The organism is Rhizobium rhizogenes NBRC 13257 (assembly GCF_000696095.1).
Lineage (GTDB): Bacteria > Pseudomonadota > Alphaproteobacteria > Rhizobiales > Rhizobiaceae > Rhizobium > Rhizobium rhizogenes.
This window is the reverse complement of sequence record NZ_BAYX01000005.1, coordinates 308,293-332,213: the sequence shown is the minus strand read 5'-3', so window position 1 is coordinate 332,213 and position 23,921 is coordinate 308,293. Positions and strand designations below refer to the sequence as shown.

23 protein-coding genes are annotated in these 23,921 nt (G+C 59.5%); 12 read left to right on the top strand and 11 right to left on the bottom strand.

Features of this window, described 5'->3' with window-relative positions; genetic code table 11:
* Positions 1-14 precede the first annotated feature (14 nt).
* The 3 genes from RRH01S_RS13495 to RRH01S_RS13485 all read left to right on the top strand — a co-directional run bounded on the left by RRH01S_RS13495 (position 15) and on the right by RRH01S_RS13485 (position 3,240).
* Positions 15-1,070, top strand: a complete 1,056-nt coding sequence (locus RRH01S_RS13495; RefSeq protein ID WP_007697952.1) for a hypothetical protein — start codon at positions 15-17, stop codon at positions 1,068-1,070.
* Between the two features lie 164 nt (positions 1,071-1,234).
* Complete coding sequence (locus RRH01S_RS13490; RefSeq protein ID WP_007697955.1) at positions 1,235-1,966, top strand: response regulator; 732 nt, start codon at positions 1,235-1,237, stop codon at positions 1,964-1,966.
* The gene (locus RRH01S_RS13485) at positions 1,963-3,240 is read left to right on the top strand and encodes an ATP-binding protein (RefSeq protein ID WP_012650435.1); all 1,278 of its coding nucleotides are present in this window, start codon (positions 1,963-1,965) and stop codon (positions 3,238-3,240) included. The genes RRH01S_RS13490 and RRH01S_RS13485 overlap by 4 nt, the downstream gene beginning before the upstream one ends.
* A gap of 401 nt (positions 3,241-3,641) precedes the next feature.
* Here RRH01S_RS13485 and RRH01S_RS13480 read toward each other — a convergent pair whose 3' ends face one another.
* The 3 genes from RRH01S_RS13480 to RRH01S_RS13470 form a co-directional block, all read right to left on the bottom strand.
* Positions 3,642-5,597: a MacB family efflux pump subunit gene (locus tag RRH01S_RS13480; RefSeq protein WP_034516319.1), complete on the bottom strand. Its 1,956-nt coding sequence runs from the start codon at positions 5,595-5,597 to the stop codon at positions 3,642-3,644.
* A gap of 3 nt (positions 5,598-5,600) precedes the next feature.
* Complete coding sequence (locus RRH01S_RS13475) at positions 5,601-6,926, bottom strand: efflux RND transporter periplasmic adaptor subunit (RefSeq protein ID WP_012650433.1); 1,326 nt, start codon at positions 6,924-6,926, stop codon at positions 5,601-5,603.
* 261 nt (positions 6,927-7,187) lie between these two features.
* Positions 7,188-7,829 carry a hypothetical protein gene (locus RRH01S_RS13470; protein ID WP_034516322.1) on the bottom strand — a complete coding sequence of 214 codons (642 nt, stop codon included), beginning with the start codon at positions 7,827-7,829 and terminating at the stop codon, positions 7,188-7,190.
* A gap of 356 nt (positions 7,830-8,185) precedes the next feature.
* On the opposite strand from RRH01S_RS13470, the gene speB reads away from it, so the two are divergent.
* Together speB and RRH01S_RS13460 are read left to right on the top strand one after the other, a co-directional pair.
* Positions 8,186-9,235 carry an agmatinase gene (gene speB, locus RRH01S_RS13465; protein ID WP_012650431.1) on the top strand — a complete coding sequence of 350 codons (1,050 nt, stop codon included), beginning with the start codon at positions 8,186-8,188 and terminating at the stop codon, positions 9,233-9,235.
* Between the two features lie 148 nt (positions 9,236-9,383).
* Entirely contained in the window at positions 9,384-10,547 is a 1,164-nt protein-coding gene (locus RRH01S_RS13460) for an aminotransferase (RefSeq protein WP_012650430.1), read from the top strand.
* A 6-nt stretch (positions 10,548-10,553) separates the two neighbouring features.
* On the opposite strand, the gene RRH01S_RS13455 is transcribed toward RRH01S_RS13460, so the two are convergent.
* The 3 genes from RRH01S_RS13455 to hutC form a co-directional block, all read right to left on the bottom strand.
* Entirely contained in the window at positions 10,554-11,894 is a 1,341-nt protein-coding gene (locus RRH01S_RS13455) for an LLM class flavin-dependent oxidoreductase (protein WP_012650429.1), read from the bottom strand.
* A gap of 105 nt (positions 11,895-11,999) precedes the next feature.
* Positions 12,000-12,932 carry a LysR substrate-binding domain-containing protein gene (locus tag RRH01S_RS13450; RefSeq protein WP_012650428.1) on the bottom strand — a complete coding sequence of 311 codons (933 nt, stop codon included), beginning with the start codon at positions 12,930-12,932 and terminating at the stop codon, positions 12,000-12,002.
* Positions 12,929-13,672, bottom strand: coding sequence for a histidine utilization transcriptional repressor HutC (gene hutC / locus RRH01S_RS13445; protein WP_041723620.1), 744 nt, complete (start codon positions 13,670-13,672; stop codon positions 12,929-12,931). The genes RRH01S_RS13450 and hutC overlap by 4 nt, the downstream gene beginning before the upstream one ends.
* A 228-nt stretch (positions 13,673-13,900) precedes the next feature.
* Here hutC and RRH01S_RS13440 point away from each other — a divergent pair, with 228 nt between their 5' ends.
* The 4 genes from RRH01S_RS13440 (at position 13,901) to RRH01S_RS13425 (ending at position 16,903) form a co-directional block, all read left to right on the top strand.
* Positions 13,901-14,728, top strand: coding sequence for a transporter substrate-binding domain-containing protein (locus tag RRH01S_RS13440; RefSeq protein ID WP_007697990.1), 828 nt, complete (start codon positions 13,901-13,903; stop codon positions 14,726-14,728).
* 80 nt (positions 14,729-14,808) lie between these two features.
* Positions 14,809-15,450 (top strand): amino acid ABC transporter permease, encoded by a 642-nt coding sequence (locus RRH01S_RS13435; RefSeq protein WP_007697992.1) that lies wholly within the window; start codon positions 14,809-14,811, stop codon positions 15,448-15,450.
* A complete protein-coding gene (locus tag RRH01S_RS13430; protein ID WP_007697993.1) occupies positions 15,447-16,115 on the top strand; it encodes an amino acid ABC transporter permease in 669 nt (222 codons plus the stop codon). Before RRH01S_RS13435 ends, RRH01S_RS13430 begins: the two co-directional genes overlap by 4 nt.
* A complete protein-coding gene (locus tag RRH01S_RS13425) occupies positions 16,112-16,903 on the top strand; it encodes an amino acid ABC transporter ATP-binding protein (protein ID WP_007697995.1) in 792 nt (263 codons plus the stop codon). The genes RRH01S_RS13430 and RRH01S_RS13425 overlap by 4 nt, the downstream gene beginning before the upstream one ends.
* A 32-nt stretch (positions 16,904-16,935) precedes the next feature.
* Here RRH01S_RS13425 and RRH01S_RS13420 read toward each other — a convergent pair whose 3' ends face one another.
* Positions 16,936-17,322 carry a hypothetical protein gene (locus tag RRH01S_RS13420; protein WP_229202643.1) on the bottom strand — a complete coding sequence of 129 codons (387 nt, stop codon included), beginning with the start codon at positions 17,320-17,322 and terminating at the stop codon, positions 16,936-16,938.
* A gap of 480 nt (positions 17,323-17,802) precedes the next feature.
* Between RRH01S_RS13420 and RRH01S_RS13415 the strand changes: the two genes are divergently transcribed.
* On the top strand, positions 17,803-18,282 hold the full coding sequence (locus RRH01S_RS13415) for a hypothetical protein (RefSeq protein WP_042472058.1): 480 nt from the start codon (positions 17,803-17,805) through the stop codon (positions 18,280-18,282).
* An 89-nt stretch (positions 18,283-18,371) separates the two neighbouring features.
* Here the strand turns inward: RRH01S_RS13415 and RRH01S_RS13410 are convergent, their stop codons facing one another.
* Genes RRH01S_RS13410 through RRH01S_RS13400 form a run of 3 tightly spaced genes read right to left on the bottom strand, consistent with a single transcriptional unit; the run spans position 18,372 to position 21,165 of the window.
* Positions 18,372-19,076 (bottom strand): DUF4336 domain-containing protein, encoded by a 705-nt coding sequence (locus RRH01S_RS13410; protein WP_034516335.1) that lies wholly within the window; start codon positions 19,074-19,076, stop codon positions 18,372-18,374.
* A 23-nt stretch (positions 19,077-19,099) separates the two neighbouring features.
* Positions 19,100-19,744 (bottom strand): LuxR C-terminal-related transcriptional regulator, encoded by a 645-nt coding sequence (locus RRH01S_RS13405; RefSeq protein ID WP_007698003.1) that lies wholly within the window; start codon positions 19,742-19,744, stop codon positions 19,100-19,102.
* Positions 19,741-21,165: a sensor histidine kinase gene (locus RRH01S_RS13400; protein WP_012650423.1), complete on the bottom strand. Its 1,425-nt coding sequence runs from the start codon at positions 21,163-21,165 to the stop codon at positions 19,741-19,743. Before RRH01S_RS13400 ends, RRH01S_RS13405 begins: the two co-directional genes overlap by 4 nt.
* A 251-nt stretch (positions 21,166-21,416) precedes the next feature.
* On the opposite strand from RRH01S_RS13400, the gene RRH01S_RS13395 reads away from it, so the two are divergent.
* Positions 21,417-22,067: a hypothetical protein gene (locus RRH01S_RS13395; protein ID WP_041723720.1), complete on the top strand. Its 651-nt coding sequence runs from the start codon at positions 21,417-21,419 to the stop codon at positions 22,065-22,067.
* 60 nt (positions 22,068-22,127) lie between these two features.
* Here the strand turns inward: RRH01S_RS13395 and RRH01S_RS13390 are convergent, their stop codons facing one another.
* Entirely contained in the window at positions 22,128-23,039 is a 912-nt protein-coding gene (locus RRH01S_RS13390) for a dihydrodipicolinate synthase family protein (protein ID WP_012650421.1), read from the bottom strand.
* Positions 23,040-23,189: 150 nt separating this feature from the next.
* Between RRH01S_RS13390 and RRH01S_RS13385 the strand changes: the two genes are divergently transcribed.
* On the top strand, positions 23,190-23,894 hold the full coding sequence (locus RRH01S_RS13385) for a GntR family transcriptional regulator (protein WP_012650420.1): 705 nt from the start codon (positions 23,190-23,192) through the stop codon (positions 23,892-23,894).
* Positions 23,895-23,921 lie beyond the last annotated feature (27 nt).

Here is a 23,921-nt window from a genome sequence, read left to right as displayed (position 1 = left end):
GGGAGGATGCTTACATGACGATCCTCTTTGCTTTTGGCATGCCAGGTGTGATGTCATCCTGGGGCGCTGCAGCGCTTCATGCGATGGCGCGCGAGGCATATGGCGACTATGCGGTCATTTCGACCGATAAGGTCGAGGATCTCAGGCAGCATGTGCAGAATCGGACGAAGGCACATGCCGTCCTTGTGTCTCAGTTTCCCGAGGCGAAGCTGTCGGAACTGATCCTGCGCGTAAATCTGCCCTATATACTGTTCCTCGAAAATCCGGTTGACGCCGTTTCCTATCTCGCGCGCTCCACCGAACAACGGGATCTCGGGCTGGTCAGGGCCGTCTCGGCAAGCCTTGCCTGCCTCGAACCTATCGCGCACGCTCCCACGGCGCTTATCATGCGCCGGAACGATGTTGTCGGGCGAAGCGGTATCGACATGCTGCTGAAAAGAATAGACGAACATTTCAGCATCGATCTCACCGCCAATCAGATTGCCAATGCCTTGCTGCACCTTGGCATGACGGCGCCTGGTAAAAAATTGCTGGTAACACCACCGAAGTTGGAGGAAGCAGCGGCGACGGTTATTGCCGGCTATGCACCACCGCAGAAAGACGGATCCGAACTCAGCGAACCTCTGCAACAGGCGATCGAGAAGGTTCTCCTTCCGCTGGAGATCGGGCATGGCGATATTTCCGGGCAGCCTATTTCCTGGCCGCGAGAGACGTTCTTTTCCGGCGACAGACCTAACGAGAGCATCGAGGATTCGATCGATCTCACCGGCGGTGCACGCTGCATCATCTACGGCCCTTACTTTCATCTGCCTCCCGGCCGCTGGGACGCCAAGCTGGCCTTCAATATCGATGAGGACTGCTATGGTCAGATCTTCACCATAGAGGTCCATTCCGGGGAAACGCTCGGCAAGCTTCGGGTTTGTCCGGAAGGGACAGGGTCATTTGAGACGACCATGCACGTCGACATCGTCGAGCCGCAAATCCCCATTGAAATCCGGTTCATGATGGACAGCGGCGCCATCGAGGGTCGCCTTTCCGGCTGGACCGTTGAATGGCAGCGCGCAGCATAGCTTATTTGCACCCGGCGCCACCCCGTTCCATTGCCCAACATTTCCCTCAACGATATTTTTGTAAACCAATGTTTCCTGCAGGATTTTTTGCGCGTCTTGCCTGTGAAAAGTCTTCTTTTGAATGGGAGTTGGTATAAAACTTAGCAAAAAATGGAACTGTGCCCATGACACTGACTACCGCGCCTGATGTCCTTATCGTCGACGACGACCACGAGATTCGCGCGCTCCTCAGCCGCTATCTCGAGGAGCAGGGTTTCCGCGTCTCGACGGCAAGCGATTTGCGCGGCTGCAACGACGCTCTCAACCGGCGTGCCCCGGATCTGCTGGTGCTTGATGTCATGCTGCCCGATGGATCAGGCCTCGATCTTTGCCGCGACCTCAGAAACCGCCGCCCCCGCGTGCCCGTCATTCTCCTGACTGCCTTGAAAGAGGATATCGATCGCATCCTTGGGCTTGAGATCGGTGCCGACGACTATCTCGGCAAGCCATTCAATCCACGAGAGCTGGCAGCGCGCATTCGGGCCGTTCTTCGCCGGGTGAACGAGGACTTGACCCCGGAGCCGGAGCAGCGGCGTTATCAGTTCGCCGATATGACCCTGGACCCGCAGCTTCGTCGTGTCACCAGGGACAACGGCGAGGTCATTGGACTGACGGGCGCCGAATTCGATCTGCTCAAGGCCTTTCTCGAACGATCCGGCCGGCTGTTGTCGCGTGACCAGTTGCTGGACCTGACGCAGGGACGCGATCGCGATCCAGCGGATCGCTCGATCGACGTCCTGATGAGCCGGTTGCGCCGCAAGCTGGGCGAGACGGCAGAAGATCCGGTCTTCAGAACGATCCGGAATAGCGGATACCAGCTCGTCGTTCCGGTAACCGCCGTCAAGGGCGATCCATGAAATCCCTTGGTGCTCGTCTGGCGCTTCTTCTGCTGACGGCCATTGTATTGGTTGTCATTACCTCCTCCTTTGTCGCAAGCTTGGTGATGCGGGGGCCGCGTCCGGACATGACGATGGAACCGGTAGCACACCAGCTGTCGATCCTTGCGACATTTGCGGAGAACGATCGGAGCGCTGCGGTCTCTTCCGGTCTGGTGATTGCCGCCCTTCCGGCGGACGGGCCTCGCGATGAGCACCTTTCCAGAGTCCTTATGGAGGCGCTAAGTCGCATAGCGACAGCGCGATACGCAACCATAACACGTCAGATGCGTGGGGAGACGACTGCATCGATCAAGCTTTCCGATGGTAATTGGATGATGATGCCGATGCCGGAATTCGGGCCACCGCCCGACGGTTGGACGATACTGGTGGGATGGCTCGGCCTGATCATCACAGGAAGCGTGCTGGTATCCATTTTCGCCGCCTCGAAGATCATGAAGCCGCTGCGCCTGCTGGAGCGAGCCGTGGCTGAGATGGGTCCGGATGGAACGTTGCCGCACGTGCCGGAAACCGGCCCAGGAGAAATCCGGGTTACCGCACAGGCTCTGAACGGACTATCGGCACGCGTGAAGGCAGCGACGGAAAGCCGGATGCGGCTGGTTGCGGCCGCCGGACATGATCTTAGAACCCCTATGACAAGGATGCGGTTGCGCGCTGAATTCATCAAGGATGATGAAGACCGGCGCAAATGGCTCTCTGATCTGGAAGAACTCGATACGATCGCTGACAGCGCCATTGGACTGGTTCGCGAGGAAATCTCCAGCGACGGCCTGCAATGCGTGAGACTCGATACGATCGTCGGGGATATTGTCGAGGAACTTGCCGCGATCGGCATGAATATCGAGAGCGGAGAACTGCAGCCAGCGTCGATCTCCGCAGGCGTCCTGGCACTCACCAGGGCTTTGCGCAATCTCCTCATCAACGCTGCCACGCATGGCGAATCGGCAGTCGTCACGGTCGCTCATTTTGGTGACAGGGCTATCGTCAGAATCCTCGATACCGGCCCCGGCATTCCCGAAGAGCGCTTGAACCAGGTGTTCGAACCTTTCTTCCGCATCGATATTGCGCGGCAAAGATCCTTTCCGGGGGCGGGTCTCGGAATGGCCATCGCCAAGGAGATCATCTCCAGGTTCGAAGGCGATATCGTCGTGCGCAATCGGCATCCTCGGGGTCTGGAGCAGTTGATTACTTTCAAGACTCCCAACCAGACCACCAGCGGCAGGCTTGTATCCTGACGGGTTAGTGGTTGCTGGAATTCCAACACGCCACGGTCGGCGAGGGCGCAGGAGCTGCCGCTATGGCGGAATCTCGACCATAATTTAGCGGTGCGACAAATAATATGCTTGCCAGACCTATGAAAAACTGGCTGATTGCGACCGACGAATAACTTCGTTTGGCTTATTAAATAAAGGCCCGCAGAAGGGCAATGTCGGGACAATAAATTTCCCGAAAACTCCTTGTTTCAGCAATGTTCAGAAATGTTGTTGCCGCCGGTTCATGTAGAATTGGTGCTGGTCGTAAGCTTTGCTCGAGCAAGCTTTTGACCGCCCCCGCATACCGGCTTCGCCATGACGCCCCCCAACACGGATGGCGAAGCCGGATTACCCTCAAGTCTCTACTGGTCGTTTCGACAACGTCAGTCTCTTGATAGCGCCGCGACCGGATCGAGCCTGGAAGCATTGCGCGCCGGCAGATAGCCGAAGGTGAGGCCGATCATGCATGAGCATGTGAAGGCAAGCACGATGGAACTTACCGAATAGACCAGCGTGAAATTGGAGCCGAGCCGGTTGAAGGCAAAGCCGAAGCCAAGTGCTACGGCGATACCGAGCCCGCCGCCCAGCAGGCAGACGAGGACAGCCTCGATCAGGAACTGCTGCAAGATGTCCTGCCGCCGCGCGCCGACCGCCATGCGAACCCCGATCTCCGCGATACGCTCGGAGACCGAGACCAGCATGATGTTCATGACGCCGATGCCGCCGACGAGCAGCGAAATGACCGCAATCGCGGAGACCAGCAGGGTCATCGTCCGGATCGTGCTGGTGATCGCCTGGCGGATATCGTCGGTGTTGAGAATGAAGAAGTCCCGGGCCTTGTGACGGTGCTCCAGGAATTGCGTTACCGCCGCTTCGGCGGTCGCACTTTCGGTGTCGTCGCTGACGCGCACGGTAATGCTGCGCAACGACATGTCGCCGAGAAACCGAGCTTGCACGCTGGTATAGGGAAGATAGACCGAGAGATTGTCGCTGGAGCCAAACCCGCCTTGCTGGGAGGCGATGACGCCGATGACCCGCACGGGCACCTTGGCGATGAAGATCGTCTGTCCTAAGGGATCGAGACCTTTGTCTTCAAAGAGTGTCGTGGCCGTATTCTGGTCGATGACAGCATCCTGCGCCATTCGCTGTACACTGTCGTTGTCGAACAGGCGACCGGTGACCAGCTTCGAACCCTTGACCGAGAAATAGGCGTCGCCGACGCCATTGATCAGCGCATTGGCCTCCGTCGAACCAAAACGCACGGTGCTGCTGGTCGAGACCGTCGGCGTGACGGCGGCGACATAGGTGAGCTTGGCCAAGGCATCGGCATCGCTGACCATCAAGGTCTTGATGCGCCCGGAGCGCATGTCCCCGAAGCTCTTGCCGGGAAAGATTTCCAGCGTGTTGGTGCCAAGATTATTGATGTTCGACAATACCTTGCGCTGGGATCCTTCACCAAGCGCGATAACGCAGACCACCGAGGCAATGCCGATGATGATGCCGAGCATGGTGAGAAACGTGCGCAGCCGATGGGCTTTCAGCGCAAGCACCGCCATGAGGAAGGCTTCGGTCAGGCGGCCGCCCAGCTCGCGCCAGCCGGCCTTGCCTGCAACGGTTTTGGCAGAGGAGTTGCGACCGCGCAGGCTCTCGCCGGCCGAGCGCCTATCTGCAACGATCTCACCGTCGGAGATTTCGATAATACGATCTGCGCGGGCGGCAACCGTCATGTCATGGGTGACGATGATGACCGTATGGCCTTCGGCATGCAGCTCGGCAAGGATACGCAGCACTTCTTCGCCGCTCTCCCGATCGAGCGCGCCGGTCGGCTCGTCGGCCAGAATGACCTGGCCATTGTTCATCAGGGCGCGTGCAATGGAAACACGCTGCTGCTGGCCGCCGGAAAGCTGACCCGGTCGATGTCCGGACCTTTCGGCCATGCCGAGGCGCTGAAGAAGAGCAGTTGCGCGCTCGCTGCGCGCATGGCCGGGTTGTCCAGCATAGATCGCCGGCACCTCGACATTGCCAAGCGCCGTCAGCTCGGAGAGCAGATGATAGCGTTGGAAGATGAAGCCAAAGTGTTCGCGGCGTAGCTGTGATAGTGCATCGCTGTCGAGCAGATGGGTTTCGGAACCGGCGATGGCATAGGTGCCGTTGGTCGGGCGGTCGAGCAGGCCGATGATGTTCATCAGCGTCGACTTGCCGGAGCCGGAGGGGCCGACGATGGCAACCATCTCGCCTTCGGCAATCGACAGATCGACGTCCTTCAGCACGGCGATGGTGCGATCGCCGGACTGATATTCGCGGCGGACGCCTTTCAGTTCTATGAGAGGAGAGGACACGGCTTAGAACCCCATCGGCGGCGGGCCGCCACCCACGCTGCTTTTCGTTACCGTCGCACTTGCCTCGCCGATCACGACGCGATCGCCCTCGGAAAGACCGGATAGAACCTCGGCGGTGACATTGTTGTTGAGCCCGATGATGACCGTCCTGGCTATCTGCTTGCCATCGGCGCCAACGACCAGCACGCCATAGGAGCCGTCGGCAGTCTTCGCGCCGAGCGCCGAGGATGGAATGGTCAGTGCATCCTTGGCCGCACCAAGCACGATATGAACTTCGGCAGACATATAGGTGCGGAAATGATTGTCCTGGTTCGGCACGGCGAAGACGCCGTTGTAATAGATCGCGGAGGACGAGGAAGACGACGTCGAACTGCTGCTAGAGGAGGAGGTGGTGGTGCTGGAAGACGTGACGCTGCTGTCGCTGGTGATCGATTCAGGTGCAGGCTCGATCGATTGCAACACGGCATCGTAGCGGGTGGCGGGATCGCCGAGGATGGTGAAGTAGACCGGCTGGCCCACCTTGACCTTGACGACGTCGGCTTCCGAAATCTCGGTGCGGACGATCATCGTGTCGAGTTCGCCGAGAATGACGATCGTCGGTGCCGATTGGGCCGCATTGACCGTCTGGCCCTGCTGGTTGACGATGGCAAGCACGGTGCCGTCCATCGGCGCGGTGATCCGGGTGTAGGATAGATTGGCCCGAGCCGTCTCCACCGCAACTTCCGCCGCAATGATCTGCGCGTCGAGGGCCGCGATCTGGGCGGTGATCTTCTTGACGCTGGCTGTCGCCGTATCGAGGTCGGCCTTGGAGCCGGCCTGGCTGCGAAAAATGGTCTGCTGCCGCGTCAGCGTCAGTTGCGCATTTTCGAGATCGGCTTCGCTTTCTTGGCGCTGCGCCTTGACGTTGGCAAGCGAGGCCTGTGCGGTTTTCAGGTCATTGCTTTGCGTGGTGGAGTCGATCTGGGCAATCAACGTGTCCTTCTGGACCTTGTCGCCAAGTTTGACATTGAGTGCAGTGATCCGTCCGGAGACCTGCGCGCCGACAGCGACGAGCTTGATCGGCTTGAACGTACCCGATGCGAGCACCGCTTCCTCGACATTGCCGCGGATAACCGGTGCCGTGATGGCGGATGAGGTCTGCTCGGGGAAGATAGCATCACGAAACAGAAATGCGCCGGCGCAGAGCAGCAACGCCGTTGCCGCCAGAACCAGGCCAGGACGTCGAAACCGCTTGTTTCGCGACGGGCTCGTCGGCGTGGCACGCAGCACGGTTTCGCGCGGTTGCTCCGGTTCGGTTCGTATCGGGATCCGGTTTGGGGAATTCAGCATGTCATCATCTGCTTGCGGTCAAGTTGGGAGTTGTCGATCCGGCGGATCCATTCTCCGGGGAGGTACTGGTTATCTCCGGTAGGAGATAGCCCCGCACGAATTGGTCCGAGGACGCCGGGCGGGGCGTCCTCGGACCTGTCGACCCTTTGCGGAGGGCCGCTCCTTCCATCCGACAAGGATCTGATAACCGCGTCCGGCTGGGGGCGATCCTTGGCGGATGGAGGGGGAGATGGATCGATTTGATCGAGATCTGTTTTCGTCCTAGTGGAAGCCGTGGGGGCCAGGTTCCAGCGACCGTTCAGCATCCTCGAGCTTGGCGAATTGGTCCGGGGTCAGAACGTTGTGAAGCGCCGTTGCCTTGTCCTTCAGCACACGCGCCTTGGCGGCGCGATCCAGCGCGCGATCGGCAGCCTGTTCGCCAAACAGTTCGTTCGACTTCCCGGCGCCACTATCGGCATTTGCCGGCTTTGCGCCGTCAACCGGCGGCGGCCCCATCGGCTCATGTCTCGGCGGAGCGAAGAAATCCGTCAGAGCGCTGGTGTAATCCCTCCAGGCATCCAGCTGGGCGGAATGGATGCCGATCAGTGTCTCCAGCGCCGACAGCTTGGCTGCCAGCTCAAGCGCAGGGTCGGGCCGATGAAAGTCGCCGGGCATTCCATGCGGTGGCGGGAAGGGCATGCCTTTCCCGAATGCCATCATGTGCTCATCCATCTCGGGACCACCGCAAGGGCCAGGGCACGGCGGCCCTTGCGGGGCCATGGCTTCCGGCATGGGATGCGTCATCTCGGTACCGGGGAGGGCCTGGTCAGTGGGCGTGATTGCGGGTTCTGCGGCAAGAACAGTGGTGCTCATGCCGCCGATGGCGGTCATCAATACAGTCGCGACGATACGCAGTTGCCTCATAATCAGTGCCTTTAGTCAGGTTCAATTCACTGGAGCTAATCTAGTGAGGCTAGATGAATGCAATGCGTCTCTATATTTCTGAATGTTTCTACGGACGGGGACTATTGCGAACAAAGTTTGCAGGGAGCCCTCCTGCCACAATTGATTACAAATTTTTTCCGGAGCTCACTCGCGCTACTCAAGCCTCCGCCACAGTGATCATCGGGAACCCTCAAATGATTCCCGACAAGAAAATGTTGCTGGAGGCGGCAGGAGCACGAAACAGGCTTGAACATCACCGCCGATGCGGACGAAGATCGGCTGAAAAGCCTACCGGCAGTAGACAGAGATAACGATCATTAAACCGGGGTACTGAAATGACATTCGATGAGGAAAAGCTCAGCGCGCTGCGCAAGAAGTATGGCGACAACCACGGCGGCGAACTGTTCGACGCCAAGTTCCGCAAGGTCGCAGACAAGATCTTTTCGAAAAGCGGAACCCGGCTTGCTCCCTATGCGGGCGTCCCGACCTTCCTTTCGGCGCCTTACATGCCGGTCGATGCTGAAAATCCCGACTTCGGTAACCTGCAGGTGGCGATCCTGGGCGTACCGATGGACCTCGGTGTCACCAACCGGCCCGGCTCGCGCTTCGGACCGCGCGCGCTGCGCACGATCGAGCGTATCGGTCCCTATAATCACGTCCTCGGCTGCGCGCCCGTTTTCGATCTCCGTGCCGCCGATATCGGCGACGTTCCGTTCCAGAGCCGCTATCGCCTTGAACTCAGCCATGACGATATCGAAAAGCGCGTCAATCAGATCGTTGATGCGGGCGTGATCCCGCTTTCCGTCGGCGGGGATCATTCCATCACCCATCCGATCATGAAAGCCGTCGGCAAGAAGACGCCGGTCGGCATGATCCATATCGATGCCCATTGCGACACCGGCGGATCGTTCGACCAGACGAAATTCCATCATGGCGGCCCTTTCAGAAACGCGGTTCTCGACGGCGTGCTCGATCCGACACGGACGATCCAGATCGGGATCAGAGGCTCAGCGGAATATCTTTGGGAATTCTCCTACGAGTCCGGTATGACGGTCATCCATGCCGAGGAAGTGACCGGCCTCGGCATCCCGGCGATCATCGAGAAGGCGAAGTCTATCGTCGGCGACGGGCCGACCTATCTCTCCTTCGACGTCGACAGCCTCGATCCGAGCTTTGCGCCCGGCACGGGAACGCCCGAGATCGGTGGGCTCACGACCCGCGAAGTGCTGGAGCTCATTCGCGGCTTGAAGGGAATCAATCTCGTCGGCGGGGATGTTGTCGAAGTGGCACCGCAATACGATGCGACGACCAACACCGCCCATGCCGGCGCGCAAGTGCTATTCGAGATTCTGAGCCTGATGGTCTTCAGCCCTTCGGTGAGATAGGGCAGGCGGCCGATCGTTTCATGTCGAGCGGAGTAACGACGTGGCAGCGGGAGAAATTCCGCTGCTTATTCTATTCGCGCTTCCCGACAAAGCGGTTGAGAAGGCGATCGTTATCGGTGTAGCAATCGGTTTCAAAAGGATCGTCGATATGCCCGCCGCAGAACCCAATTCGCTCATTGCCCGTCTCTCCCCACCACCGATTCCTTCCGTCGTTGCCTGGAGCCGCGAATATTCCGGCGGTAGGGGACCATTGATTGACCTGTCGCAAGCCGTGCCTGGATATCCCGCGCATCCCGAGATGTTGCGACTCCTCGGCGAAGCCGCCTCGTCGCAGGCGATGACCGGATATGGGCCGATCGAGGGAGAAGCAGTGCTGCGGGATGCCTACGCCCGGCATGTGAGCGAGGTTTATCGCGCACCGATCCAGGCGGAAAATGTCCACATTACCTCCGGCTGCAATCAGGCGTTCATGTCCACGGCGATCGCGCTTGCCGGGGCTGGGGATACCGTGGCGCTGACGAACCCCTTCTATTTCAATCACGAGACGACCCTGGCAATGCTCGGCATCAAGCGCGCATTGGTAGAGTGCGACGCGACGAACGGCTTCCTTCCGGATATCGGCTCGGCAGAACAGGCGCTTGCCGCCGGCGCACGCGTGCTAGCGGTCGTCACGCCAAACAATCCGACCGGGGCCGTCTATCCGTCGGCGTTGCTGCGCGAGCTTTTCCTGCTCTGCCGGAAATACGGCGCATGGCTGATCATCGACGAAACCTATCGTGACTTCCTTGCCGAGGGTTACGGACCGCCGCATGCGCTTCTGTCTGAACCAGGCTGGGAAGACACGCTCGTCTTGCTCTACAGCTTCTCGAAATCCTTCTGCATTCCGGGCCATAGGCTTGGCGCGGTCACGGCGGGGCCGAAGCTTCTCGCCGAAATCACCAAGGTTATGGACAACATGCAGATCTGCGCGCCGCGTTCCGCGCAGCATGCCGTGGCTGCGGCGCTACCCATACTCGCCGACTGGCGGGCCGGCAACCGGCTGGAGATCGCGCGCCGCGCTGATGCGCTGAAGAGCACGATGTCGGAACTGCCCGGCTGGGACATCGCTGCGATCGGCGCCTATTTCGCCTTCATCCATCATCCTTTCGCCGACCAGTTGTCCACGACGGTCGCCGAAAGGCTGGCAAAACAGGCGGGTATCATCTCGATCCCCGGAAGCTATTTTGGCGAAGGGCAGGAGCGCTATCTGCGCCTTGCCTTTGCCAATGCCGATGTGGCCTCGATCGGTCTGTTGGGCGAACGCCTGCGGTGATGCAGGCTACGTCTTCACAAACCGGTTGACAGGCATCGAGAGCCCGAGATTTTCGCGAAGGGTCGAGCCCTCATATTCCTCGCGGAAAAGCCCGCGCCGGCGCAGTTCCGGCAGGACGAGCGTCACGAAGTCGTCAAGGCTCGCCGGCAAGGTCGGGAACATCAGGATGAAGCCGTCTGCGGCGCGCGTCTCAAACCATTCCTCCATGAAGTCGGCGATCTGCGTCGGCGTGCCGGTAATGCCGTTGCCCGTATGCTTTTCCGCATAGTGGCGGATGAGCTCACCGACCGTATGGCCGCTTTTGACGAAATCAACGAGCTCATCGAAGAGCGCCCGGGAACCTTTCGGTGCGTCCGGCAGCCGGTCCATCGGAAAGGGCTGGTCCAGCGGCACGCCGCGTAGATCCGCCTCGAGGAATTCGGACAGCATCAACCGGCCGACATCCGGGTGCATCTTGTCGATCAGATAGTTGACCTTCGCTTGCGCCTCGGCCTCAGTCTCGCCGACATTGATGACGACGCCCGGCATGATTTTCAGGTCGTCCGGATCGCGCCCATAGGCCGGCATGCGCTTTTTCACATTGTCGTAGAAGGCGCGGTTGCGATCGATGTTGGAGGCGAGGCTGAAGACAATCTCGGCGGTGCGGGCCGCCATGTCCATGCCGGGCTCCGATCCGCCGGCTTGGGCGATGATCGGACGGCCTTGCGGCGAGCGGGCGATGTTGAGCGGGCCACGCACCTGGAAATGCTTGCCCTTGTGGTTCAGCGTGTGATGCTTCGTCTTGTCGTAATAAATACCGTTTTCCCGGTCGAGAAGCAGCGCGCCCTCCTCGAAACTATCCCAGAGGCCGAAGACGACGTCGACGAATTCATTGCCGCGCTCATAGCGCAGCGCATGCGGATCCAGTCCTTCGCGGTTGAAGTTATAGCCGGTCTCATCATGATCGGAGGTCACTACGTTCCAGCACGCGCGGCCGCCGCTGAGGTGATCGATCGAAGCGAAGAGGCGGGCGACGTTGTAGGGCTCGTAGTAGCTCGTCGAGACGGTGGCGACGAGACCAAGATTCTGGGTGGTGACCGACAGCGCCGAAAGCAGCGAAAGCGGTTCGAAGCGGTTCATCTTCGTTGGAATGCGCGCAAGGGCATCAGGATCGCCAACGGCTGCGGCCGGCGAATCTGCCATGAATATGAAGTCGAATTTCGCTGCCTCCGAGCGCTCAGCGACATTAAGAAGATGGCGGAAGTCATTGGCGCCGTTGACATCGCTCTCCGGATGAAGCCAGGACGCCGGGTGAAAACCGAACGTATAAACAAAGGTGCCGAGCTTCATCTTGTCGGTGCGCGCCATGAAATGCTTCCAATCTCGATCGTTGATGCCTGCGCAAATTATCGCCACGCTCGTTTTTTCATCAATATCGCTGAAGCTATCTTTCGTTTTAGTTTTTCTAAAATGTTACGACGGGGCGGAGATCCGCGCCTGCTGGCGGGACATGGCGACGACCCAGTCGCGAAACGCCCCACCATAGGGTTTTTGAAGGGCTGATCTGTCCCAGGCAAGGAAATAGCTTTCGCGCAGCGGGATCCTGATGTCGACGGGAACGACGAGGGTCTGGGCTTCCAGTTCATCGGCGATCATCGACATCTGCGCGAGAACGACACCCCGCTTGTTGACGGCGGCGTCTATTGCGCTGCTCGACAGGGTGAAGGACAGTCCGGGTGCCGTTTCCTTGAGCGATACGCCCACTTTCGCGGCGAATTCCGACCAACTAGGGTAGGGCGTAAAATGCCGCTCCCATTCGACGTGCAGCAACGGATGCGAGAGAAGCTCGGAAACCGAGGGCTCCTGACCCTGTATCAGTGCCGGCGAGCAGGCGGGGACAACCCAATCACGGAACAGTTCGGCATAATGTTCGTGCTGCAGCACGTCCGACCCGTAGCTGATGCGGAAGTCGATCTCGTCGAAGCCCATGCGGGGCTCCTTGTCGCGACCGATGATCCTGACATGTGCGTCCGGATGAAGAGCCTGCCAATCGAAAATCCGCCGGCCGATCCATTTATTGACCACGGAAGACAGCGCGCTGAGCACCAGCGCATTCTCGTTGCGTGCCCGCTCCAGCTTTTGTTCGGCGATGGCGAATTGTTCGAAGCCCTTCGATATCTCCTGATGGTAGAGCCTGCCCCATAGGGTCAGTTCGGCAGTGCGGCCGTTGCGTTCTAAAAGCGTGACGCCGAGAAAGCTTTCGATCTTGCGGACCTGCTGGCTGATCGCGCCGGGGGAGACCTTCAATTCCAGGGCCGCGGCCGTGACGCTGCCACAGCGTCCCACAGCTTCGAAGGCCTGAAGTCCCTTGAGCGGAATGGTCTTGAAGGGGCGTTTGTCGGTCACGTCGCGCTTCTCCGGACCATGTGGTCAGACGCGTTCTTCTCGGCGGGCTGAAAGTCGCCGGCGAATTGAAAGCGGTCGCCGGGATGCGTGATCTCGACATAGGTGACGGTACCGCCATTCTGCCATGTCTGGCGGATGAGTGTGAGACAGGCCTCGCCGCGTTCGGTCTCAAGCAGCCGCGCTGTCGCCGCATCAGCCGAAACCGCGCGAATAATATGCCTGGCCTTCGACCAGGGAACCTGCTCCAGCAACCATTTGGCCGGCGGCACGGAGGCAAAGGTCTCGTCTCTCGCAAGCGGCACCGCATCGAGCATGATGATCCGCCGTTCGATGGCATTTGGCTTGCCGTCGACCAGATGCAGGCATTGAAGTCGCAGGATTTCCGCACCCGCCGGCTCGCGCAATAGCACGGCGTCGGAGGCATCCAGCCTCTCAACTCTGCGCATCAGCATGCGATAGTCGTGTTCATACCCGGCAAGCTCCGCTTCGGTGCTGATGTCCTGGATATCCATCACCGTGCGGTCGATCTGCTGCGCGGCGACGAAGGAGCCGGCCTTGCGCCGACGCACGATCATGCCGCGCTCGGCCAGGGCCGACAGAGCCTTGTTGACCGTCATCCGCGAGCATCGATATTCCGCAGCCAGTTCGTGCTCGACGGGGATGCGCTGGCCGGGTTGCCAGTCGCCGCTCATGATCCTCGTCTCGATATCCCGGTAGATTCTCTGATGAATTGAGACCAACACTTAACCTCGATCCAGCGACGTGCTCAAATCCGGAAGCCAGCATCCGCCGTCTCCAACCTGGCCGTCCGGCACAATTTTTGCGTTCCCTGAGTTTTACATTGACAGTGTAGGCCTGCCTATATCTATTTGTATAGACAAAAGCGGGTCATAGAAGCCCGTTCGGCGGGAATACGCTGGGGAACTTGAACTCTTCCGCTGGAAGGGCAAAAAACTGGAGAGAAGACCATGAAGAGAAATTCATTGCTCAAGGGGCTGGTCGGCGCCGCGTTCCTGTTCGGGGCGACCCTTTCCGCACATGCGGCCGACACGCTCGCAGCCGTCAAGGCGGCCGGCACTCTGAAGGTGGGGACCGAAACGGCGTTCGCGCCATTCGACTTTATCGATGCCGGCGAGCATGCCGGATTGAACGTCGACCTCTTCGCCGAGATCGGCAAGGAACTCGGCGTGAAGATCGAGTGGGTGGCGCTTCCCTGGGACGGCGTTTTCCCCGCTCTCGAGGCCGGCAAGTTTGATATCGTCGCGGGTCCTGCGACCATCACCAAGAAGCGCATGGAGCGCTATCGCTTCACGCCGCCGATCGCCGAAGCCACCATCGCTATCCTGAAGAAGGCCGGCGACACGACGATCAACAAGCCGGAAGATATTGCCGGCAAGAAGATCGGCGTCGGCAAGGCGACCTCGCAGCTCGACCAGCTGAAGGAGTTCTCCGATACGCTGCCGACAAAGGCGGAGATCCGTGAATATCCGGCCTTCACGGAATCCTACGCCGATCTCGCTGCCGGCCGCATCGCCGGCGTCGCCAACTCGCTGCCGAACATCGCTTTCGTTGCCAAGCAGCGGGAAGGCACGTTCGAAGTTGTGCTGCCACCTTTCGGCAAAAAGTCCTATTTCGGCTTCATCGGCCTGAAGGATGCCGACCACGCACCGTTGATGGACGCGGTCGACGCAGCACTCCTGAAGATCAAGGCAGATGGTCGCATGGCTACGCTGCAAAAGAAGTGGTTCGGTGCGAGCTTCGACACGCCGGATTCGATCAAAGACCCGGCATTCTGATAGGCCTGTCAGCAATCGATCATGCCTCGGGGTTTGCCGGGGCATGATCCGCGACTATCAAGTGGACGACATCCGAACATATGTCCTTCAAACTCTTTGAATTGCTGCTGCAGGCGTCGATCTACACGGTGACGATCAGCGTCGTGTCGATCCTGATCGGCTTTGCGATCGCGATCCTGCTGTCGGGAATGCTCCTGTCGCAGCGGCGCCACCTTATGCTGCCTGCCCAGATTTTCATCAGCTTTTTCCGAGGCGTGCCGCTGCTCGTGCAACTGCTGCTGATCTATAATCTGCTGCCGGTCATCGGCATCAATGTGCCGAGCATCGTGGCGGCCATTATCGGCCTGTCGCTTTGCACGGCGGCCTATCAGGCGGAGAACCTGCGCGGCGGCTTCGCCAGCGTTCCCACCGGCCTGGTCGAATCCGCTGAGATGGTCGGCCTTTCGCCCAGACAGATCTTCCGTCGCATCAAGGTTCCGATCGCCCTGCGTCTGACCTTTCCGGCTCTCGTCAATGAAGCGATCCTCATTCTCAAGGCGTCTTCTCTGGTCTCGGTCGTCGGCATCGTCGAATTGACGCGCATGGCGCAGGACCTTGCCGGCAGCACCTTCCTGCCGCTGCAACTCTTTGCTTCCGCCGGTCTCATCTATCTGGCGATCAACTGGATCGTCGCGCTTGCCGGTAGCCTGATCGAGCGCCGTCTTCCGGGAGTGCCGCGATGAGCTTCGACATCAATGTCCTCCTCGACCAATGGCCGGCGATCGTCAGCGGTGCCGGCGTCACGATCATGATCTGGATCCTCGGCACGATCGCCGCCGCCATCATCGGCTTTCTGGTGGCTGTGGGACGGCAATATGGCGGGTTGTTGCTCGACAAGACGCTCGGCTTCGTCGTCGCGATCCTGCGTGGCACGCCCTTCCTGATCCAGATATTCCTGGTTTACTATGGCGGTCCCTTCGTCGGCCTGTCGCTCGATCCGCTGCCGGCCGGGCTGATCGGCATCTCGATCTATGGCGCCGCCTATTTCAGCGAAATCTTCCGTTCCGGTTTCCAGGCTGTGCCCCGGGGGCATATCGAGGCCGGCGAATGCGTTGGCCTCACCCAGGGCCAGATCGTCCGGCGCATCCTGCTGCCCGAAATGACCATGCTGGTGCTGCCGCCATCGCTCAACATGGCAATCATCCTGATGAAGGAAACGGCGGTGTTGTCGATCATCACCGTGCCGGAACTGACGGCGACGCTGAGCGCCATCGGATCGCAGCAATATGCCTTCGTCGAGGCGCTCTCCATGCTCGCGCTCTTCTACTGGGTGCTCGTCGAACTCACCGGTTGGCTTGGCAATCTCGCCGAAACGAAACTCTCCAGATTCAGGTTTTTCAACGCATGAGCGTCCCCGCAATCGCAGTCAAGAATCTCGTCAAGAAGTTCGGGGACTCCACCGTCCTGCACGGAATCGATGTCGAGATCGCGCAAGGCCAAGTCTCTTGCCTGATCGGCCCGTCCGGTTCCGGCAAGAGCACGCTTCTGCGCTGCATGGCCTTTCTCGAGGAGGCGACCCGCGGCACGATTGCGATCAATGGCGAGGTGCTCGGCTTCACCGAAAACGCTCAAGGCGTGCGCGAGCGCATTTCGGCCGCCACCAACAGGTCGATCCGCGCGCAGATCGGCATGGTCTTCCAGCAGTTCAATCTCTGGCCGCATATGACGGCGCTCGGCAATGTCAGCGAGGCGTTAAAGACGGTGCACAAGATGAGCCGCAAGGCTGCCGAGGACGTGGCCATGGCGCAGCTCGTCAAGGTTGGGCTGGAAGCACGGGCAGGGCACTATCCCTCGCAGCTTTCCGGCGGACAGCAGCAACGTGTTGCTATTGCGCGTGCGCTGGCGCTGAAACCGAAGATCATGCTGTTCGACGAGCCGACCTCGTCGCTCGACCCGGAGCTGACGGGTGAAGTGCTGAACGTTATGCGTGATCTGGCGGCCGAGGGGATGACCATGGTGGTCGTCTCCCACGAGATCGGCTTTGCCGCGACCGTGGGCCAGCAGATCATCTTTCTCGATCACGGCAAGGTGCTGTTTACCGGCGAACCGAAAGAGGTTTTCAAAAAGCCGAGAAATCCGCGTCTCGAACAATTCCTGGACACCTATCTCGACCGCGGAGCATCGATGCTTCTTTAGGCACGCGGCTCGCCCTGCGCGCTGGCTTCCAGCTATGGAGACACGCCTCTCTGCCGGCCTTCTTCGCTCGACGAGGGCTGAAGCCGTTGCGGATGTCTCCTGGGCAAGGATGGGCCTCCGCCACGCGACGCCGAAGGACAGCGCTCCAACTCAGTTGCAAGAAGCGCCACGGCCTCTGCCAGCGCCTTCTCCGCCTCGGTAAACGGCAGCGCCAAGCCTTCCTCCCTTGCCTGGCTATATATTTCGGCCGAGGCGAGGACGCGCTCGGCAAGGTATAGGCATTCGGGCGTCGGTTCGACAAGCTTCAAGGCGAGCCGGAGGTTAAAGGCAACCTGAAGGACGAAGGCCGAGGCTGAAAAGTCCGCGACGGCGCCGGGCGGTTTCGCGTGATCGAGATACGTCTTCCAATACCTGTTCATTTTGGAGCCTTCCGCGAGACAGCCGTCCTGCAATGCCATCCGGCGCCCTGGATGCTCAGCATCGTTCTCCTGACCATCGCGCCTAAGGCGGATGGATCGCTCATGGTGTTCATGACAAATTGCCCCGTTTCCATCCGCGAAAAGGCGTGATGACGGACGTTCATCCGTATCATCCGTTATCCGGCTCATCCGCTACCCTGTGGTAGTAGTAACCGGGCGGCAGACGCTCTTTCAATCTTGGTCTTCGCCATCGGGGCTTCAGTCGAGTTGATATTAGGACCTTAGTCTGACGGCGGATGGGGCGAAGGTCCCGATAGGGCTTGCAAAAAGCCCGACATTAGCGTTTTAGCACGGACCAGTGTTGACGCTTGCGTCGCAGAAGCGATCTGATGTCGTTGTGGAGACACTGTCTCAAACACAATGGCTGGCGAATCTCTCCCGGCTCTTTAGTTCATGCATCCGAAAGCCTGTGAAAAGCCCATGTCTTTACGCGGAAAGTCGATCTCTGTTTCTCTCTGCACTCTGTTTGCGCTGGTGCTTGCCGCAACTCCCTATCGCGTCGAGATTCACGGATCATCGGTAGGGCTTGTTGTACAAACCGCCGACGCTAAAGGCGGGGGGAATGGCAATGGAGGAGGCAACGGCGGCGGCAACGGTAATGGCGGCGGCAATAGCGGGAACGGCGGCGGAAATGGGGGCAGCAATGGCAATGGCAATAGTAATGGGAACGGGAACGGTAGTGGCAAAAGCTCCAGCGGAAAAAGTGCCAAGCAAAGCCAGGACAACACCGATGCTGCGACCAGTTCAGACGATGCGCCGATGGAGGTTGAGCACACCGACGGCATGAGTGAATCCATCCAGAACGGACGCTATGTCATGAAGGATTCAAAAGGGCGCACCATCATCAATCGTAGCGCGACGACGGGCGACCAGAAGCGACTGAAATCCTTCCTGCACTAGACGCAGGATCCGATTGATCTGTCGCGGCAGCTTTGAACTCCAGGGCCGTCATTCGATAACGGATTCGTGGCGGTCCGCAATGGAAGCGGTCACTGATCAGTCAACCAACGAAATGCACGATGCAGGAAATCCCGACCACCGTCGGTGATCGGCTCTCCATGGGCCATCAGCACGTTCACGACTGGCCAATCCAGGATACGCCTGATCGAGGCGCGCGCGGTGGGCCGATCTGTAAAAGCAATGCGAAACTTCCGAGGCACAGACGGTTCAGCCGCTACCATCAAATCCAGTCTTGCGACGATTGCCCGCCAGCCCTTGAACCATTCAGGCTGAAAATGCTGAATGAGATCGGTGAAGAGCACTGTGGCACTCTTGCGGTGAAAAAAGACCGCCTCGGTTGTGATCAGGCTGCCCCGCATCACGACCAGATCGATGTCTTCGGCCCAATCCGCAATCGGGGCATCGCCAAGATCGCCGTCAAATTTAAGATCCTTACGCTTTTGCCGCAGACCCGGTGGGGCATAGGCCTTGGCATTTGGATAGGCCTGCTGCCAATCGCCAACGAAGAGATGGTGAAGCGAATTGGGGGCGATCAGGTAGCGCACGTCGCCCAAGCTCTCCACTTCTGCTCGAAGGTCCTCCGTGACAGCCGTCGGCGACCATAGGAAGAGGCCACCATCGGACAATCTGATAATCGCCATGCGCGTGGGGTAGTGAAAGCCAGCGGCGGCCGTGACGGTTGGACCGTCCGCAATCCATATCTCGGGGCCGAATTCTTGAAGAGCGCCTGCCATGTCACACAAGCCTGGTCTTGATTTTAGCCGTTTCTTTCCAGTGCATCGCGAAACACCATCGCTGCTTCCGTGCGGTTTGCAACGCCCAGCTTCGTGAAGATCTGGGTCATATGATGCTTCACCGTCTTCTCGTGGAGATCGAGCTTGAGACCGATCTGTTTGTTGCTCAAGCCGGTTGCGACAAGCTGAAGCACTTCGCTTTCCCGGTCCGTCAGTTCGCGGATAAGATCCGCCTTCGCCGGCGCAGCGCCCTGGCCGGAGATCAGGCGGGCGGAAAGGGTCGGCGCAACATAGGTTTCACCTGAAGCCACGGTGCGGAGAATCTCGGCCAGCGTTCTCGATCCGACACCCTTGAGCACATATCCCTTCGCACCGCTTCTCAGCGCCGTCGTTACATCGTCACTTGCTTCGGAGACAGTCAGCATCACGATTTTCTGGTCTGGCACATGCTCGAGGATCAGCGGGATCGCTTCCAGTCCGCCGCCGGGCATGGAGATATCCATCAACAGAACATCCGGGCGCGATTCTGCAACTATGCGAACGGCGTCGTCTTTCGTGCTGCCTTCGCCCACGATCGAAAAACCGCCGATCTCGACGAGGCTGCGAACGACGCCTTCACGAAACAGCGGATGATCGTCGATGACCGCCAGGCTGATTGCTGTCGTCATGTCTGTTCCATTTCCATCGCGCTGAGCGACATCCGAACGATGGTTCCATCCTTGGAGGAACTGAGCTCGAAGACGCCACCAACACTTTCTACTCTTTCCCTGAGGCCCGCCAAACCGAGGCTGCTCTCAGGAATACGTGCCGGATCGAAACCTGGCCCATCATCTGATACCGCAATCGTGACGTGTTTGCCATCGGTACTCTGGTCAACCTGCTGCGCTGCGCCGTCGCCGTGACGATAACCATTGTTCAGCGCTTCCTGGACGAAGCGATATATGCAGATCTTGGCGGAGGTCGATAGTTCCTGCGCGGTGTCGGAAAAGGACAGGCCGACCACGGTTCCCGTTCGCTGCTCGTGGGCGCGAACCGCGCGTTGCAGCAGCTCCGGGAGGTTCGCCGCCTCGATCTGCGGCAGGACGAGCCCACTGCAGATGCTTCTGATCTCCGCCATGGCGTCGTCGAGGCTCGATTTGATTGCGGCAAGCGACAGCTCCCGTTCTCGCACCGGCGCCGCCGGATTTGCCAAGGCCTCACTGTCGAGTCTTAACGATGCATATGCGACGAGCTGCGCGGGGCCGTCATGCAGATCAGCGCCGATGCGCCTGAGGTAGCTTTCGTTGAGGGCGGCAGCGCGTTGCGAGGCTCTTTGAACGCGGGTGCGCAGGATCTCGTTCTGCTGCAGAAGAGCCGACAATTCGCCGATACGTGCATTGAGTGCGCCGCGCTGGCTTTCGATCGTTCGGCTGCCACGAAGGACGATCATCGAGAGGATAAGAAAGAAGGCGAGGGTGAACACGCCGACGGCCAGCCAGCTTCGGAAGCGTGCCTGGTTCAAGCTGCGCTGAAAATCATACGCTACTTCGTGGAATTCCGAGACCGCGACGACATCGCCCGACCAGGGCTGGAGGACCGGATTGTAAATCTCCAGGAGCGGCTTGCCGCTCTCGCGCTCTGCAACGCTTTCGACGCCGTCGAGCTGATTGAACTGCGCCATCATCGTGCCGGAAAATGCCGCCTTCAGATCATCGCTCAGCGGGAACTGCTTTCCCATCAGGTTCTTGTCATTGGAGTAGAGAACAGTGCCGTCGCTGCGCCAGAGGCGAAAGGACATCAGGCGGCTGCCAAGCGCGCCTTCGCCGAGCGTCTCATCCAATGCACGCGTTACCGTATCGTCCAGCATCTTGGTTGTCTGCATGTCCGGCAGAAGCGGCGCGATGACGCTGTCGACATAAAGAGCAGTACTGGCGGCAGAGTTGCGCGTGACGGCATCTTCGATGAGGCTGGTGACGACGGCACCGACGACAAGCATGGCGCAGGCGGCAACGAGGCCTCCGATCAGCAGGAATTGTCGTGCCAGGGATTGGGAGTTCCAGCCGGCGATCAAGCGAACCGGCGACAGCAGTGATTTGAGGTTTGTCTGCATGTCTGGCTACTTTCAGCGATGATCATTCAAATGCCGGCAGATCTCAGGATTGATGTAAATTCCCATCGATCGTGCCCCTGGACTTTCGGCCATCGGTAATCAGGCTAAGGTCTGATCCCCTGAGGCATAGGTCCGTTCCCCGTGGAAACTTCTATTTCCAGCAATATTATGACGAGCAGCATGATTGCTCATCCCGCGTGGCAGTTGCAACGCGTGACGGAAGCATAATCTGGAATAAGAGGAATATGCAGATGAAATTCAGTTCAGCCTTTGGAACGACTGTTGTTGCCTTGGCATTGGCTGTCGCTCCGGTAACCAGCGGCGGCTTCGGTTTTGCAAACATGGCCTACGCCAAGGGCGGCAACGGCAATGGAGGAGGCAATGGCGGTGGCAATGGAAATGGCGGAAGTCACGGCAGCAGCAATTCCAGCGATGGAAAATCCAGCGCGGCACAATCGGACGATAGTGATGGAAGCGTCGGGAGCCTGAAACATGCGACACATTCCTCAAAGTCCGCGGCTACAAACAGGAAACTCGAAAAGACGAGCTCCACGAAAGTGAAGACGGCGGCGGCGGGGCTTGGCAGCCTCAATTCCCTGAAGCGGAATTATCATGCCTATATGAATTCGAAGGATCCGAAGATGGCGGCCATCAGGGCCTATGTCATGGATTATGCCGAGTTCGAGCTTAAGAACGGCACCAATGCCGTGCCGACCGACCCGGCGCTTGGTGACGAGGCGTTGCGCTCGGCTTTGGCGCAGGCGTCGAAGACAGGTGTCGTGACCGACAAGACGCTGGCGGAAGCCAAGAGTATCCTGGGTGTTGGCCCTGCTGTCGGGAAAATAGATCAGGTGCGCGACGCGCTGGAGCAATCCACAGCCACAACGACATCTGCGAACTGAACGTCTTTATGGAAAAGCAGAGCCGGCAATCGCTGATCCGCGATTGCCGGCTTTTCTGTATCAGGCGGCCTGGCGCACCTTGGAGGGGCGGGTGGCGGCGGCCCTTTCGACCATGGCGGTGACTTCGGCGCGGCGGGCGCCGGACAGCGGCAGACGCGGCATGCGGACACGCTCGGAGCCACGGCCCATGATCTGCTCGGCAAGCTTGATCGACTGCACGAGGTCATGCTCGGCATCGAGATGCAGAAGCGGCATAAACCAGCGATAGATCTTGCGGGCCTCCTCCCAATCGCCACGTTCAGCGGCGGCGACGAGCTGCACCGATTCCTGCGGGAAGGCGCTGGTCAGACCGGAGACCCAACCCTTGGCGCCAAGCATCAGACCTTCGAGCGCGACATCGTCGAGACCGGCGAAAATATCGAAACGATCACCGAAGGCATTGATGAGATCGGTGAAGCGACGTGGATCCGGCGCACTTTCCTTGACGGCCTTGATGTTCGGCACATCGGCGAGCGCCTGCAGCACGTCGGCGCCGATATTGACGCGGTAGGCCGGCGGGTTGTTGTAGAGCATGATCGGCAGCGAGGTCGCTTCGGCGACCGTGCGGAAATGCGCGATCAGCTCCTCCGGCTTCGGCACATAGACCATGGCCGGCAGGAGCATCAGGCCATCCGCGCCAAGTTTCTCGGCATCACGGGCATAGGCGACGGCGCGACGCGTATCGAGCTCGGAGACGCCGGTGACGACGGGAATGCGGCCGTTGACCACCTCGACGGCGGCCTTCAGGATCGTGCGCTTTTCCTCAGGGTCGAGCGAGTTGTTCTCGCCGCAAGTACCCATGACGATCAGCCCGTTGACACCGTCATTGACCAGCGCATCCTGAACGCCCTGCGTGGCCGGGAGGTCCACGGACAAATCTTCCTTGAACTGTGTCGTTACGGCGGGAAATACGCCCTTCCATCCAGTCGTCATCGCTTGATCCTCATTAAAAGCTGATGGCGTTATATACAAACTGTCGACAAAGCTCAAGAAGGGGGCTAGAAAAGTTTCGGGAAGGGCAGGCGGTCTTGCAGAGAACTGCCAAAACGACATACGAAGATGTGGGTCGCGAGGGACATCCGAATGCAGAATGATGCGGAAAATGTGCGCGTGCGCGGATCGGGCACGCAAAGCGTCTATGCCGCGCTGCGCCGGGAAATCCTGTCTATGGCGCTCGAACCCGGTAGCCCGCTTGACGAGGTGCGACTGTCGGAGCGCTTCAAGATGTCGAGAACGCCGATCCGCGAGGCGCTGTTGCGACTTGTTGCCGAGGGGCTGGTCACGACCCTACCAAACAGGAACACGATCGTGGCGACGATCGATTTCGCCAGCCTGCCCACCTATTTCGAGGCCCTGACGCTGATGTATCGCGTCACCACGCGGGGCGCAACCCAGCGGCGGGATGCCGGGATCATGAAGACCATCCGCGCCCATCAGCAGGATTTCGCCGACGCCGTCCTTGCTCGCGATGCCTATGCGATGATCGAAGCGAACCGCGAGTTCCACGTCGCGATCGCCGAGCTTGCCGGCAATGCCTACTACACGACGTTTTTCGCCCGCCTGCTCGACGAAGGCCGGCGCATCCTTCGCCTCTATTATTCGACATTCGATGATCGCCTGCCGCGCCAGTATGTCGATGAGCATGAGGAGATGATCGCCGCGATCGAAGCGGGTGATGTCGACCGTGCCGATCGGCTAGCGATCGATCACGCTGCGCAGATTGTTCGGCAGATCCAGGACTATGTTGCCCGCAACTTGGACCGGCCGGTGGCGATCCCGTTGTCCTGAAACCTCGCGACGAAAAAACTCTCATCT